The organism is Sphingomonas prati, from assembly GCF_014643515.1.
Taxonomy (GTDB): domain Bacteria; phylum Pseudomonadota; class Alphaproteobacteria; order Sphingomonadales; family Sphingomonadaceae; genus Sphingomonas_R; species Sphingomonas_R prati.
The window spans coordinates 138953-152871 of the sequence record NZ_BMJP01000004.1 but is presented as its reverse complement, the minus strand read 5'-3'; the positions used below and the strand labels follow the sequence as shown (position 1 = coordinate 152871).

The window sequence follows — 13919 nt, the reverse complement described above, 5'->3', positions numbered from 1 at the left end:
TGGCTGGGGGGCCCGCCACGTCATGAGCCTGGCGCCGCGACTGGACCTGCGCCAGTCGCACTCGCTGGTGATGACGCCGCAGTTGCAGCAGGCGATCAAGCTGCTCGCGCTGTCGAACCTGGAGATCGAAGGGTTCATCGCCGAGGAACTGGAGAAGAATCCGCTGCTGGAGGCTGGGCCCGAGGAGGGCGATGCGCCCGAGCGTGAGGCGGTGGCCGTCGAGAGCACGGAGCCGGCGACCGCGGACCAGTTGATCGCGGCGGGCGAGGGGGCCGCGGACCAGCCGCTCGACGTCGATTACGATGCCGAGACCTTCATCCACGACGGGCCGACCGATGCAGGTCCGGGCATGGACGGTGCGCTGGGGATGGACGGCACGCGGTCGGGCGCGGGGCTGGCGGCGGATGGCGATGGGTATGAGGCGACGCTGGTTGCGGACCTGTCGCTGCACGATCACCTGATGGCGCAGGCCGGGATGGTGCTGGCGGGGACGGAGCTGATCGTCGCGGGGCACCTGATCGACCTGATCGACGAGGCGGGATATCTGACCGGGCGGATCGAGGAGGTGGCCGAGCAGCTCGGGCTGCCGGTCGCGGCGGTCGAGCGCGTGCTGGGCGTGTTGCAGGGGCTTGAGCCGACCGGGGTCGCGGCGCGCGGGCTGGCGGAGTGCCTGGCGTTGCAGGCGCGCGAGGCGGATCGGTACGACCCGTGCATGGCCGCGCTGATCGCGAACCTGGACCTGGTCGCGCGCGGATCGATGGCGCAGTTGAGGCGGCTGTGCTGCGTCGACGACGAGGATCTGGCGGACATGATCCGCGAGCTGCGGCGCTACGATCCGAAGCCGGGGCTGCGGTTTGGCGGGGGACGGATCGAGGCGGTGTCGCCGGACATCTTCGTCGCGCGGCGCGGGGCCGGCTGGGCGATCGAGCTGAACAGCGCGACGTTGCCGCGCGTGCTGCTGAACCGCAGCTACTATGTCGAGCTGTCGGGGGGCGTGCAGGACAAGGCGTCGAAGGCGTGGCTGGCGGAATGCGTGGCGAGCGCGAACTGGCTGGTGAAGGCGCTCGACCAGCGCGCGCGGACGATCGTGAAGGTGGCGACCGAACTGGTGCAGCAGCAGGAGGCGTTCTTCCGCCACGGGGTGACGCATCTACGCCCGTTGACGCTGCGCACCGTGGCGGATGCGATCGGGATGCACGAATCGACGATCAGCCGAGTGACGTCGAACAAGTATCTAAGCTGCGAACGCGGGCTGTTCGAGCTGAAATACTTCTTCACCAGCGGCATCCAGTCGGCGGACGGCGGCGAGGCGGCGTCGGCGGAGGCGGTGAAGGACGCGATCGGCCGGCTGATCGCCGCGGAGGGCGCAGCGGTGCTGTCCGACGACGCACTGGTCGACCTGCTGAAGGCCCGCGGATTCGACATCGCGCGGCGCACGGTGGCCAAATATCGCGAGGCGATCGGGCTGGGGTCGAGCGTGCAGCGGCGGCGGCAGAAGGCTTTGGGTGGGTAGCGCTCCGGTGGCGTTTGCCGGAGACGACGGGACTTTCGTTTGGGTAACCTGTAATCAATCAGGTTGCGCGCGCCGCCAGATCCGCTCCACCCGGTTGCGGTTCACCGCCCGGCCTGCCGCGTGAGGAGGCTCGCATGATCCGGATACACCGCTGGCCGATGTCCGCCAATCCGGGTCGTAACGCATCACTCTCGTTGCTTGCTTGGCTTGAGTAAGAATGACAGCGCTCCGCCCGGAGAGTTGGCCGATCAGCTCTTGTGGGTTGTCGTCGATAATTCAGGCCGTTCAGACGGCAGCGACACCACCGTCGACGAAGAGTTCGTGGCCGGCAACGAAGCTGCTGTCACGGGATGCCAGGAACAGTACGGCGCGTGCGACCTCATCGGTCTGGCCCAATCGCCCGAGCGGAACAGCTTGATTGAGCATATCCTCCGCACCGGGCCGCTCATCGAGATAGTTGCGGATCATCCGTGTTTCCGTGCCGCCGGGCGAGACGACGTTGACCCGGATGCCACGGTCCTTGAGATCGGTCGTCCAACTGCGCGCGAACGATCGGACTGCCGCCTTGCTGGCGTTGTAAAGCGATTGACCGGGCAGGCCCTTGCTGCCAGCGATCGAGCCGGTCAGGACGATGGTGCTGCCCTCCGTCATGAGCGGCAGCGCCTCTTGAACGGTCAGGATCATGCCTTTGACGTTCACGTTGAACATGAGATCGAAATGGGCTTCGTCGATGTCATCGAGCCCGACGATCTCGTGAATACCGGCATTCGCGAAGACGACATCGACCCGGCCGTGATCGGCTCGGATCCGCTCGTACAGCCGATTGATATCCCCTCGATCGGCAACGTTTCCGGGCACGCCGATGGCGCCATTACCGATTTCGGCCACCGCTGCATCGAGCGGTTCCTGCCGACGGCCCGTGATGTACACGAACGCGCCTTCCCCGGCGAAAAGCTTTGCGGTCGCCAGCCCGATCCCGTCGCTACCGCCGGTGATCACGACAACCTTGTTCTCGAATCGCTTCGTCATTGGTTACCTTCTCGCTTAAGTGGAGGATTGCTCCACTTTCTTTATGGAGGCACTCTCCACTTAACAAGCGAAGACAGGAAAAAACTTGGCCGACAAATCCGTGCTGCGCCTGGATGCGAGGCAGAACCGGGAGCGTATCCTGGCCGCCGCCGAGCAGGCTTTCCGCGAGCGGGGAGCGGGCGTTCCGCTGGAAGATGTGGCCAAGCGTGCAGGCGTCGGGATCGGCACATTGTACCGCCGATTTCCGACACGCGAAGCTCTGCTGGCGGAAACCAGCAACGCGCGGTTCCTGGCACTCGCCGAAGCTAGTCGTGCGCGGGACGCGACGCTCAGTCCGGAACAAGCCATCCGCGCCTTTCTTGAAGAACTGGTTCTGAACACGAGCATCTATCAAAGCCTTGCGGCCTCGCTCGGGACTGTCCTTCAGTGCGGTACTCCGGGTTGCAATGCGATAAAAGAGGAAGGCCAGCGCTTGCTCGGCCGCGGGCAGGACGTCGCCGCTATCCGTCACGACATCACGTTCGACGATTTGATTTGTGTTGTGATTGCCATTTCGCTGGCCGTCGAACAGGACGTGTCGTCACGAACGCGGGTCGTTCACCTGGTCGACCTGCTATTCGGCGGGATTACGAGCCGCTGAACGTTCGAGACTGCGATTGCCGGACGACGATTTCCACGGAGTCCGGGCTTGTCACTGGCCTCGTTCATCGAACGGAAAACGATCGAACAGGAGCGGACGCTTGCGAACGGGATCGATCGCTAAGATGACGGGGCGTAATCATGGCGAAGCGGAAGCAGTATCTGACGGCGACGTTGCCGGATGGGACGGTCAAGACGATCGGGCCGACGGGGATGCCGTTCACACATTATTGGCGGATCGTGGCGGTGCTGGAGGGGGACAAGACGGAAGTGTTCTGGGGGCATGCCAAGTCGCTGGCAGAGGCGAAAGGCAAGCGCGCCGCGGCGGCGGATGCGGCGAAGATGCGCGGGTGGCGGAGCTACGCGTTCGAGGTCGTGGAGGTGGTGGCGACGCCCGCCTGAGTTGTCAGGCGGCGTCGTCGAACTGGAGGCGGGCGAGGCGGGCGTAGAGGCCGCCGCCGCCGATCAGTTCGCTGTGCGTCCCCTGTTCGACGATGCGGCCGCCGTCCATCACGACGATGCGGTCGGCCATGCGGATCGTGGCGAGGCGGTGCGCGATGACGAGCGTGGTGCGGTTGGCCATCAGCCGTTCGAGCGCCTGCTGCACATGGCGTTCGGATTCGGCGTCGAGCGCGGAGGTCGCCTCGTCGAGCAGCAGCAGCGGGGCGTCGCGCAGGACGGCGCGGGCGATGGCGAGCCGCTGGCGCTGGCCGCCGGACAGCCGCGCGCCGCCCTCGCCGAGATAAGTATCGAGCCCGTCGGGCAGCGCGCGGAGGAATTCGGCGGCGTTCGCGGTTTCGGCGGCGGACCAGAGTGCCGCGTCGTCCGCATCCCAATGGCCGTAGCGGAGATTGTCGCGGGCGGAAGCGGCGAAGATCACCGTTTCCTGCGGCACCATGGCGATGCGGTCGCGGATCATGGCGGGGTCGGTGGCGGGGAGCGCGACGCCGTCGATCGACACGGTGCCCTCGCCCGGATCGTAGAAACGCTGCGCCAGTTGGAAGATGGTCGACTTGCCGGCACCCGAGGGACCGACCAGCGCGACCATTTCGCCGGGGCGGATCGCGAGCGTGAAGTCGTCGAGCGCCTTCACCTCCGGCCGGGTCGGGTAGCGGAACGAGACGCGGTCGAACGCGAGCCGGCCCTGCGACGGGGTGGGGAGCGGCACGGGGTTCGCCGGCGCGCGGATCTCGGGCACTTCGGACAGCAGTTCGGCGATGCGGCCGGCGGCACCCGCGCCGCGCAGCAGGTCGCCGTACACCTCGGTCAGCGCGCCGAATGCTCCGGCGACGAGGCCACCGGTGAAGACGAACGCGGCGATCGTGCCGCTGGAAATGCGGCCGGCGGCGACATCGAGCGCACCCTGCCACATGATGAGCACGATCGACCCGAAGATGACGAGGATGACGATCGCGGTCATGATCGCGCGCAGCCGGATGCGGCGGCGCGACACCTCGAACGCGTCCTCCACCGCGGTGGCGAAGCGGTCGCCCTCGCGCTTTTCCTGGCCGAATGCCTGGACGATCTTCATCGCGCCCAGGGTTTCGGCGACGATCGTGCCGACGGTGGCGATCCGGTCCTGCGTCGAGCGCGACAGGATGCGGACGCGGCGGCCCATGAACACGATCGGCAGGATCGCGAACGGGATGCCCAGCAGCAGCATGGCGGTGAGTTTCGGCGCGAGCGTGAGGAGGTAGATGATGCCGCCGATGCCGACGACGATGTTGCGGAGCGCGACCGAAACGGTGGTGCCGACGACCTGTTCGATGATCGAGGTGTCCGCGGTGAGCCGCGAGGCGATTTCGGATGGGCGGTTCTCCTCGAAGAAGCGCGGGGCGAGCGCGAGCAGGTTGCGCTGCGTCGCGGTGCGGACGTCGGCGACGACCCGTTCGCCGAGCCAGGAGACGAAGTAGAAGCGCAGCGCGGTGGCGGCGGCGAGCACCGCGACGATCAGCAGGAGATACTGGAAATAGCGGCCGATATCGCCGGTGCCGGCGGAGAAGCCGCGGTCGATGACGAGCTTGAACCCGCTCGGGATCGCGAGCGTCGCGGCGGCGGCCACGATGAGCGCGAGGATCGCGGCGGCAAGGTGCCCCTTGTAGACGGTGGCGAACCGCCAGACCAGCAGCAGCGAGCCGATCTTGCGGGCGGGGGCGACGTCGGGCTTGTCCATGCCGCCGCCTAGCATGAAGCCGACAGGGCGGTAAGCGCGACGTTCGAGACTGGGACAATCGGACAGAGGTGCCCGGGGGCCGTCTGTGGTGCGGTGCATCAAATGCGTGTATCCGGCGTTGATGTGTTGATCGTCCGGACGGGCGACCGCCGATGTGAGGATGCCTGATGCTTTACGCCGCCTACGAGATGCAGCGGACGATGATGGCCGGAGCCAGTGCGCTGGCCACGCTGGGTGCCGAATGGATGGCCAATCCGGTCAACCCGATGGCCCATACGAAGTTCGGGCCGGTGGTGGCGTCGGGCTTCGACGTGTTCGCGCATGCGTCGGCGACCTACGGCAAGCCGGCATTCGGGCTCGACAAGACGGTGGTCGACGGGCGCGAGGTCGCGGTGACCGAGGAGATCGTGCTGCGCCTGCCGTTCGGGCAGCTGAAGCGGTTCCGGCGCGAGGGCGTGGAGGGTGCGCCCAAGCTGCTGATCGTCGCGCCGATGTCGGGCCATTATGCGACGTTGCTGCGCGGGACGGTGGAGCGGATGTTGCCGGGGCACGACGTGCACATCACCGACTGGCGCGATGCGAAGCTGGTGCCGCTGAGCGACGGGACGTTCGATCTGGACGATTATGTCGATTATCTGGTGCAGTTCCTCGAGACGATGAGCGCCGACGGGTCGGGGCGTGCGCACGTGCTGGCGGTCTGCCAGCCGTCCGTGCCGGCCTATGCGGCAGCCGCGCTGATGTCCGCCGACCAGCATCCGGCGCGGCCGGCGACGCTGACCATGATGGGCGGGCCGGTCGACACGCGCGAGGCGCCGACGAGCGTCAACACGGTCGCGACGCAGCGGCCGCATGCGTGGTTCGAACAGAATGTGATCGCCACGGTGCCTTATTATTATCCGGGCGGCGGACGGCGCGTGTATCCGGGCTTCCTGCAGCTGACCGGGTTCATGGCGATGAACCTGGGCAACCACCTCGTCAGCCATTTTGACATGTTCAAGCATCTGGTCGCGGGCGACGGCGACAGCGCGGATGCGAGCAAGGCGTTCTACGACGAATATCGCTCGGTCTGCGACATGAGCGCGGAATTCTACCTCCAGACGATCGACCTGGTGTTTCAGCAGCACGCCCTGCCGAAGGGCGAGTACTTTCACCGCGGGCGGCGCGTGGACCCGGGTGCGATCACCGACATTGGTCTGCTGGCGATCGAGGGGGAGCGCGACGACATCTCCGGCATCGGGCAGACCAAGGCGGCGCTGACGCTGGCGACCGCATTGCCGGAGGAGCATCGCAAATATCTGATGGCCGAGGGGGTCGGGCATTACGGGATCTTCAACGGGCGGCGGTGGCGCGACGTCATCGCACCGGTGGTCGAGGGATGGATCGTCGCGCATGATGCGCGCTGACCGGGCGGCGTTCCTGGCGCTGATCCTGTGCGGGACGGCGGCGGGGGCGGTTCCGGTGCCGGTGCCGCAGGCGGGGGTGGCGAAGCCGGCTGGCGACGTGCGGACCGCGATCACGGAGGCCTATGCGCTGGGCCAGAAGGGTGACTGCGCCGGGTTGCTGGCGCGGCTCGATCCGGTCGTGCCGGGGCTTGCGCCGGGTGCGGACCGGAACGCGGTCCAGTTGCTGCGGCTGAATTGTCTCGCGCCGGCGGGGCGCGGTGGCGAGCTGGCCGCGGTGCAGGCCGAGCTGGTGAAGGCGGACCCGACGAACCCGATCGTGCGCGGGTTCGGCATCCTGATCGCGGCGGACGCGGGCGACATGAAGGGCGCGGGCGAACAGCTCGCGGTGCTGGCGGAGAAGACGCCGGACGGGCTGAGCGGCATTTCCGGGCGGTTGTGGCGCGCGATCAACCAGACATTGTCGGAGTCGAAAGACATCGCGTTGCGCGACCGGATCGCGGTGGCACTGGCGCGCGCGGACTGGCAGCCGACCGACCTTCCCGAATTGCGCGGCGACGTGGCCGAGGCCGCGGTTTCGGTGCTGGTGCGGCGCGGCGAGGTGGTCGAGGCAGGGCAGATCCTGCCGCGCGTGACATCGCCGGAGTCGCTGTTCGAGCTGGCGATCCTGCGCGACCACGCGCCGATCTGGCCGCAGCTTGAGGAGCAGATGGGGCCGCAGTCGGGGCGCGCGATCGATGCGTTCGCGGCTGACCGGCTGGCGGCGTTCGCGGCGCAACCCGACGATCTGCAGACGCGGCTGGGCGCGGTGCGCGCGTTCGTGCTGCTCGGCCGGTACCGCGAGGCGTCCGAGACGGCGGCGAGCGTCGCGGTGGCGAACGGGATGGGCGAGGATGCGGTGTCGACCGTGCGGCTCGATGCGCAGGCGCTGGGCATGACCGGCGGGCGGGCGGCGGCGATCGCCCGGTTGCAGCCGTTCGCGACGTTGGACTTCGCACGGACGCCGGTCGCGGTGTCGGGGATGATCGCGCTGGCCGAGACGCTGGACGAGGCGGACCGCGCGGCCGACGCGCTGACCGCCGCGCGGGCCGGGCTGACGCTGGGCGGGCCGGCGCTGAGCCCGTGGGGTGCGGCATGGCTGCGCCGGACCGAGGCGTGTTCGCTGGCGGCGCTGGGTCGGGCGGGCGAGGCGAAGGTCGTGACCGCGGCGCTGCGGGCAAAGCCGGACGACAATCCGGCGGCGGCGATCGAGGCGTCGTTGTGCGCGAAGGAGGATGGTGACGCGGAGAAGGTCGCGGTTGCGACGCTGGCGACGGCGGACGGGGCGGCGATGATCGCGGACCAGTTCCAGCCGGACGATGCGTTGTGGGTGCGCAACGGGTCGCGGTTGCGCGCGCTGTGGACAGCGTTCCTGAAGCGGCCGGCGGTGGCCGCAGCGTTCGAGAAGCGGGCGCGGATCCTGCCGCAGGCGTTGCGGCCGGCAGCGGAGCCGCGGGCGATCCCGCGGGCGGGCGGCTCGGGCGTGCCGACCGCTTGATCGTCCGGTCGATCGGATAAGGAAACGCCCGCCCCGCGGTGATGCGGGGCGGGCGCTTTTGCTTAGCGACGGTCGGGAAGGACGATCAGAGCGTCACTTCGGCGACATTGTCCTTGTAGCTGTCCTTCGGATCCTTGCCGACCAGCCGTTCGATCGCGGCGCCGAACGAGGAGCCGCCGAGCCAGAGCCGGGCCCGCTCGGTATCGAGACGGAGCAGCGCGAGGTTGGGATCGGCCTTGCCGCCCTTGTACCAGGCCTCGACCTGCGGGCTCCACAGGCGGTCGACGTTCTCGCGGTCGGTGTCGACCGACAGCGTTCCATGGATGCTGGCGAACAGGTCGTGACCCTTGCCGGTGTAGGTTGCGATCGCGCGGTTCGATTCGGACAGCGCCTTGGTCAGACCGTTGTCCTTGGTCGCGAAGAACCAGATCGGGCCGGACTCGCCTTCGAACTGCGCGGTCATCGGCTGGGTATGGCCGTCGCGGGTGCCCTCGACGCCGAGCATGACGAACGGGCTGGCCTTCAGGTCTTTCCAGAAACGGGCTTCGATGCTTGCGTCGTCGGCCATGGTGGCTCTCCTTGCTGGGTTTGGAGGGAGAACCGCAATGGGTGGGGTCGGGTTCCCGTTTGTCTCTGGGGGAGTGCCTGGGCGGCTGCTTGGACGTCGCTCTGCCGAACGCCTGGGGCGTTTGGGGAGCTGTTGCACCCACCCCCAACCCCCTCCCTTAAAAGGGAGGGGGCTTTTCTGCACCGCTTGGTTCGCGGTTACAGGACTTCGAACAACCCCGCTGCGCCCATGCCGCCGCCGACGCACATGGTGACGACGACGTGCTTGGCGCCGCGGCGCTTGCCTTCGATCAGGGCGTGGCCGACCATGCGGGCGCCGGACATGCCGTAGGGGTGACCGATCGAGATCGCGCCGCCGTCGACGTTGAGCAGTTCGTCGGGGATGCCGAGCACGTCCTGGCAGTAGAGCACCTGGACCGCGAACGCCTCGTTCAGTTCCCACAGGCCGATGTCGCCGACGGTGAGGCCGAAGCGTTCGAGCAGCTTGGGCACGGCATAGACTGGGCCGATGCCCATTTCGTCCGGCTTGGTGCCGGCGACGGCCATGCCGACATAGCGGCCGAGCGGCGCCTTGCCGGCTTTCTCCGCAGCGGCGCGTTCCATCACGACGCAGGCGGAGGCACCGTCGGACAGCTGCGACGCGTTGCCGGCGGTGATGTTGGCGTCGGGGCCCATGACGGGGCCGAGCGTGTTCAGGCCCTCGATCGTGGTCTCGGGACGATTGCCCTCGTCCTTGGTGAGCGTGACTTCCTTCTGCGAGACCTGCTTGGTCGCCTTGTCGACGACGTTCATCGTGGCAGTGACGGGAATAATCTCCGCATCGAGGCGGCCGGCGGCCTGTGCGGCGGCGGTGCGCTGCTGCGATTGGAGCGCGTAGGCGTCCTGCCGGGCGCGCGAGATGCCGTAGCGGCTGGCGACGATCTCCGCGGTCTGGAGCATCGGCATGTAGACGTCGGGGTGCATCGCGATCAGCTCGTGATCGGGGCCGAGCCGCATTTCGGGGGTCTGGACCATCGAGATCGATTCGACGCCGCCGGCGACGACGATCTCCGCACGGTCGACGATGACCTGCGACGCGGCGATGGCGATCGCCTGCAGCCCGGAGGCGCATTGCCGGTCGACCGACATGCCGGAGACGGTGACGGGCAGGCCGGCGCGGAGTGCGGCGGTGCGGCCGATCGTGGCCTGGACGCCCTGCTGCATCGCAGCGCCGATCACGACGTCCTGGATCTGGTCGGGCGAGACGCCCGAGCGTTCGACCGCAGCGCGGATGGCGTGCGCGGCGAGCGTGGGGGAGGGGGTGGCGTTGAACGCGCCGCGATAGGCGCGGCCGATGGGGGTGCGGGCGGTGGCGACGATGACGGCTTCACGCATGGTGGGATCCTCGTTCGGACGAGCGGTGCCCCGGCGCGGGCCGGGGTCGCGTGTTGGCTTGATGTTCAGCGGTGGTCGAACCGGCTCAGATGAAGAACTGCGCGATCCATTCGGCGATCAGCGCGGGCTTCTTCTGGTCTTCGATCTCGACCGTGACTTCCTGGGTCTGCTGCCACTGGCCGGGGCGCTTTTCCTCCAGGCTGAGGAGCTTGAACGTGCCGCGGATGCGGACGCCGGCGGGGACCGGGGTGAGGAAGCGGACTTTGTCGAAGCCGTAGTTGATGCCCATCTTCACGCCCTCGATCCGGCTGTCGGGCAGCCGTTCGGCCAGCGCGGTGAGCATCGACAGCGTCAGGAAGCCGTGCGCGATGGTGCCGCCGAACGGGGTCATCTTGGCGCGTTCGGGATCGACATGGATGAACTGGTGATCGTCGGTCGCGTCGGCAAAGGCCTGGATGCGGGGCTGGTCGATCTGGATCCAGTCGGATGTGCCGACGACCTCCCCGACCTTGGCTTGCAGATCCTGCACGGTGGGCATTCGGTCTCACTCCTGTTCGGTGCCGCCATCTTCCGGGCGGCGATCCTTGGGGCTATGGCTTGACTGTCTCTAGGCGTAGCTTGACGTTTACGTCAACTGCATCGATCCGTCGCAAGGTACACCGCGCCCATGTTTTCCGCGTCCCCCGCCGTCCTGTCCTCGCTGCGCGCACTGCACCGTGCGCCGGAGCCGGACGTGCTCGACACGTTGTTGCCGACCGCGGCGCTCGACACGTCGAGTCGCGAGCGGGTGGTGGCGCACAGCATGGGGTTGCTCGGCGACCTGCGCACCGCGCAGCGCGAGGGCTGGGTGAACCAGTTCCTGCAGCAATATCGGCTGAATTCGTCCGAGGGCGTCGCGTTGCTGAGCCTGGCGGAGGCGTTCCTGCGCGTGCCCGATCCGGAGACGGCGGACCGCTTGATCGCCGACAAGCTGGGCGATGCGGACTGGCGCGCGCACACCGGCAAGTCGCATTCGTCGCTGGTCAATTCGGCGACCTGGGGGCTGGTGATCGGCCGTGCGCTGGTAAGCGATGCCGGGCAGGGCGGCGCGCTGAAGCGGCTGGTGTCGCGCGCGGGCGAACCGTTCGTGCGGCAGGCGGTGGGTGCCGCGATGAAGATGATGGGCGAGATCTTCGTGATGGGGCGGACCATCGACGAGGCGCTTAAGCGGATGCGCACGAAGGACAATCGCGGGTTCACCGCCAGTTTCGACATGCTGGGCGAGGCGGCGCGGACCTATCCGGATGCGGAGCGCTATTTCCGGTCCTACCAGGATGCGATCGCCGAGGTCGGGCGCGCGGCGAAGGAGGGCCATTCGATTTCGGTCAAACTGTCCGCGCTGCACCCGCGGTACGAGGTCGGGCAGTGGGACAAGTGCGTGCCCGCGCTGATCGAAAAGCTCGAGGCGCTGGCGGTGCAGGCGGCGGATGCGGGCATCGGCCTGACCGTCGATGCCGAGGAGTCGGAGCGGCTGGAGATGAGCTTCGCGATCATCTCCGCGGTGGCGGGGCTGCCGAAGCTGAAAGGCTGGGACGGGTTCGGCATGGCGATCCAGGCGTACAGCAAGCGCGCGCGGCCGGCGGTGGCGTGGGCGAACGAGCTGGGTGCGGCGACCAACCGACGCATCGCGGTGCGGCTGGTGAAGGGCGCGTATTGGGACAGCGAGGTGAAGCGGACGCAGGAGGCGGGGCTGAGCGACTATCCGCTGTTCACGCGCAAGGCGGCGACCGACGTGTCGTACATGGCGTGTTCGCGCGACATGCTGGACGCGACCAACATCTATCCGGCGTTCGCCAGCCACAATGCGCTGACGGTGGCGAGCATAATGGAATGGGCGGGCAACGCGCGCGATTTCGAGTTCCAGCGCCTGCACGGGATGGGTGAGGGGCTGTACGAGACGCTGGTGCGCGAGCGCGGGTACAAGACGCGGATCTATGCGCCGGTGGGTGGGCATCGCGATCTGCTCGCCTATCTGGTTCGGCGGTTGCTGGAGAATGGGGCGAATTCGAGCTTCGTGCATCAGCTGGCCGACGAGGGGCTGAGCGATGCGGAGCTGCTGGCCGATCCGGTCGACAAGATCCGGGCGGTGGGCGGGACGCGGCATCCGTCGATCCCGTTGCCGATCGATCTGTTCGGGGTGCGGCGCAACAGTGCGGGGCTGGATCTGCAGGACCGGACGGTGTTGGCGGAGGTGGCGGCGGTCGTTGCCAAGACACCAGCGCCCCGCACCGATGCGGTTCCGGCCGGGCGCGGGGGGACGGAGACGTCCGCGAAGGCGGCGGTCGATCGGGCCGTGCGGGGCTTTGCGGCCTGGTCGCGGACGCCGCTGGAGCAGCGGGCGGCGACGCTGGAGCGGCTGGCGGATCTGCTCGAAAAGCACCGTGGCGACCTGATGGCGGTGGCGGTGCAGGAGGCGGGCAAGACGATCGGCGATGCGCTGGGCGAGGTGCGCGAGGCGGTCGATTTCTGTCGTTATTATGCGTTGCAGGCGCGCGGCGTGCTCGCGCCGCAGGAGCTGCCCGGGCCGACGGGCGAGCGCAATGTCCTGCGCCACGAGGGGCGCGGCGTGTGGGCGTGCATTGCGCCGTGGAATTTCCCGCTGGCGATTTTCCTGGGGCAGGTGGCCGCAGCGCTGGTCGCGGGCAATGCGGTGGTGGCCAAGCCCGCGCCGCAGACGCCGGCGATCGCGGGCTGGGCGGTCGCGCTGGCGCATGAGGCGGGCGTGCCGGCCGATGCGCTGGTGCTGTTGCCGGGCGGGCCGGAGGAGGGTGCCGCGCTGATCGCCGACGTGCGCGTGGCGGGCGTGGCGTTCACCGGATCGACGGGCACGGCGCGGCGGATCGCGCGCGGGCTGCTGGAGGACGATGCGCGGCCGCTGGTGCCGCTGATCGCCGAGACGGGCGGGATCAACGCGATGATCGTCGATTCGACGGCGCTACCCGAACAGGTGGTGGCCGACGTGGTGGCGTCCGCATTCCGGTCCGCCGGGCAGCGTTGTTCCGCGCTGCGGCTGCTGTTGTTGCAGGAGGAGATCGCCGATCGGACGCTGGAGATGCTGGCCGGCGCCATGGACACGCTGGTGATCGGCGACCCGGCGGACCCGGCGACCGACGTCGGCCCGGTGATCGATCAAGCGTCGTACGACCGGCTGATGGCGCGGCGGGCGGCGATGGCGGCGCGGACCGTGCATACCGTGCCGGTGCCGACGGACGGGCTGTATGTGCCGCCGACGGTCATCCGGATCGATGCGATCGAGCAGCTGACCGAGGAGTGGTTCGGGCCGGTGATCCATGTCGCGACGTGGAAGGCGGGGGCGCTGGCCGAGACGGTGGAGCGCGTGAATGCCGGGCGGTTCGGGCTGACGATGGGGCTGCACAGCCGCATCGCGCGCGGCGCGGAGACGGTGGAGGCGCTGGCCAAGGTCGGCAACCTGTACGTCAACCGATCGATGATCGGCGCGATCGTCGGGTCGCAACCGTTCGGCGGGGAGGGTCTGTCCGGGACCGGCCCGAAGGCGGGTGGGCCGCATTACCTGCCGCGGTTTGCGGCGGAGCGGGTTACGTCGACCGATACGACTTCGGCTGGGGGGAATGCGACGTTGTTGTCGTTGGAAGAGGTCGGGATCTGATCGCGTTTTCGACTTGGTAC

11 protein-coding genes are annotated in these 13919 nt (G+C 68.3%); 6 read left to right on the top strand and 5 right to left on the bottom strand.

Annotation, left to right across the window (positions count from 1 at the left end; genetic code table 11):
• Positions 1 to 22 precede the first annotated feature (22 nt).
• A complete protein-coding gene (rpoN, locus tag IEX50_RS12980) occupies positions 23 to 1513 on the top strand; it encodes an RNA polymerase factor sigma-54 (RefSeq protein ID WP_157176359.1) in 1491 nt (496 codons plus the stop codon).
• A 285-nt stretch (positions 1514 to 1798) separates the two neighbouring features.
• On the opposite strand, the gene IEX50_RS12975 is transcribed toward rpoN, so the two are convergent.
• Positions 1799 to 2542, bottom strand: coding sequence for an SDR family NAD(P)-dependent oxidoreductase (locus tag IEX50_RS12975; RefSeq protein WP_157176360.1), 744 nt, complete (start codon positions 2540 to 2542; stop codon positions 1799 to 1801).
• 85 nt (positions 2543 to 2627) lie between these two features.
• Here IEX50_RS12975 and IEX50_RS12970 point away from each other — a divergent pair, with 85 nt between their 5' ends.
• Positions 2628 to 3182 carry a TetR/AcrR family transcriptional regulator gene (locus tag IEX50_RS12970; protein ID WP_157176361.1) on the top strand — a complete coding sequence of 185 codons (555 nt, stop codon included), beginning with the start codon at positions 2628 to 2630 and terminating at the stop codon, positions 3180 to 3182.
• A gap of 140 nt (positions 3183 to 3322) precedes the next feature.
• Positions 3323 to 3583 carry a hypothetical protein gene (locus IEX50_RS12965; RefSeq protein ID WP_157176362.1) on the top strand — a complete coding sequence of 87 codons (261 nt, stop codon included), beginning with the start codon at positions 3323 to 3325 and terminating at the stop codon, positions 3581 to 3583.
• Between the two features lie 4 nt (positions 3584 to 3587).
• Here the strand turns inward: IEX50_RS12965 and IEX50_RS12960 are convergent, their stop codons facing one another.
• The gene (locus IEX50_RS12960) at positions 3588 to 5354 is read right to left on the bottom strand and encodes an ABC transporter transmembrane domain-containing protein (RefSeq protein ID WP_157176363.1); all 1767 of its coding nucleotides are present in this window, start codon (positions 5352 to 5354) and stop codon (positions 3588 to 3590) included.
• A 167-nt stretch (positions 5355 to 5521) separates the two neighbouring features.
• Between IEX50_RS12960 and IEX50_RS12955 the strand changes: the two genes are divergently transcribed.
• Positions 5522 to 6757 carry a polyhydroxyalkanoate depolymerase gene (locus IEX50_RS12955; protein WP_157176364.1) on the top strand — a complete coding sequence of 412 codons (1236 nt, stop codon included), beginning with the start codon at positions 5522 to 5524 and terminating at the stop codon, positions 6755 to 6757.
• The gene (locus IEX50_RS12950; protein ID WP_157176365.1) at positions 6744 to 8291 is read left to right on the top strand and encodes a hypothetical protein; all 1548 of its coding nucleotides are present in this window, start codon (positions 6744 to 6746) and stop codon (positions 8289 to 8291) included. The genes IEX50_RS12955 and IEX50_RS12950 overlap by 14 nt, the downstream gene beginning before the upstream one ends.
• A gap of 85 nt (positions 8292 to 8376) precedes the next feature.
• Here the strand turns inward: IEX50_RS12950 and IEX50_RS12945 are convergent, their stop codons facing one another.
• The 3 genes from IEX50_RS12945 to IEX50_RS12935 form a co-directional block, all read right to left on the bottom strand.
• Positions 8377 to 8859: a pyridoxamine 5'-phosphate oxidase family protein gene (locus tag IEX50_RS12945; RefSeq protein ID WP_157176366.1), complete on the bottom strand. Its 483-nt coding sequence runs from the start codon at positions 8857 to 8859 to the stop codon at positions 8377 to 8379.
• Between the two features lie 197 nt (positions 8860 to 9056).
• Positions 9057 to 10232 carry an acetyl-CoA C-acyltransferase gene (locus IEX50_RS12940; RefSeq protein WP_157176367.1) on the bottom strand — a complete coding sequence of 392 codons (1176 nt, stop codon included), beginning with the start codon at positions 10230 to 10232 and terminating at the stop codon, positions 9057 to 9059.
• A gap of 85 nt (positions 10233 to 10317) precedes the next feature.
• Entirely contained in the window at positions 10318 to 10770 is a 453-nt protein-coding gene (locus IEX50_RS12935) for a MaoC family dehydratase (protein ID WP_157176368.1), read from the bottom strand.
• Between the two features lie 129 nt (positions 10771 to 10899).
• Here IEX50_RS12935 and putA point away from each other — a divergent pair, with 129 nt between their 5' ends.
• Positions 10900 to 13899, top strand: coding sequence for a bifunctional proline dehydrogenase/L-glutamate gamma-semialdehyde dehydrogenase PutA (gene putA, locus IEX50_RS12930; protein ID WP_157176369.1), 3000 nt, complete (start codon positions 10900 to 10902; stop codon positions 13897 to 13899).
• Positions 13900 to 13919: the final 20 nt, after the last annotated feature.

Excerpts from the sequence above, each read along its gene's own strand:
- rpoN (WP_157176359.1), top strand. The coding sequence starts at position 23 with ATGAGCCTGGCGCCGCGACTGGACCTGCGCCAGTCGCACTCGCTGGTG.
- IEX50_RS12975 (WP_157176360.1), bottom strand. The coding sequence starts at position 2,542 with ATGACGAAGCGATTCGAGAACAAGGTTGTCGTGATCACCGGCGGTAGC.
- IEX50_RS12965 (WP_157176362.1), top strand. The coding sequence starts at position 3,323 with ATGGCGAAGCGGAAGCAGTATCTGACGGCGACGTTGCCGGATGGGACG.
- IEX50_RS12960 (WP_157176363.1), bottom strand. The coding sequence starts at position 5,354 with ATGGACAAGCCCGACGTCGCCCCCGCCCGCAAGATCGGCTCGCTGCTG.
- IEX50_RS12955 (WP_157176364.1), top strand. The coding sequence starts at position 5,522 with ATGCTTTACGCCGCCTACGAGATGCAGCGGACGATGATGGCCGGAGCC.
- IEX50_RS12950 (WP_157176365.1), top strand. The coding sequence starts at position 6,744 with ATGATGCGCGCTGACCGGGCGGCGTTCCTGGCGCTGATCCTGTGCGGG.
- IEX50_RS12945 (WP_157176366.1), bottom strand. The coding sequence starts at position 8,859 with ATGGCCGACGACGCAAGCATCGAAGCCCGTTTCTGGAAAGACCTGAAG.
- IEX50_RS12940 (WP_157176367.1), bottom strand. The coding sequence starts at position 10,232 with ATGCGTGAAGCCGTCATCGTCGCCACCGCCCGCACCCCCATCGGCCGC.
- IEX50_RS12935 (WP_157176368.1), bottom strand. The coding sequence starts at position 10,770 with ATGCCCACCGTGCAGGATCTGCAAGCCAAGGTCGGGGAGGTCGTCGGC.
- putA (WP_157176369.1), top strand. The coding sequence starts at position 10,900 with ATGTTTTCCGCGTCCCCCGCCGTCCTGTCCTCGCTGCGCGCACTGCAC.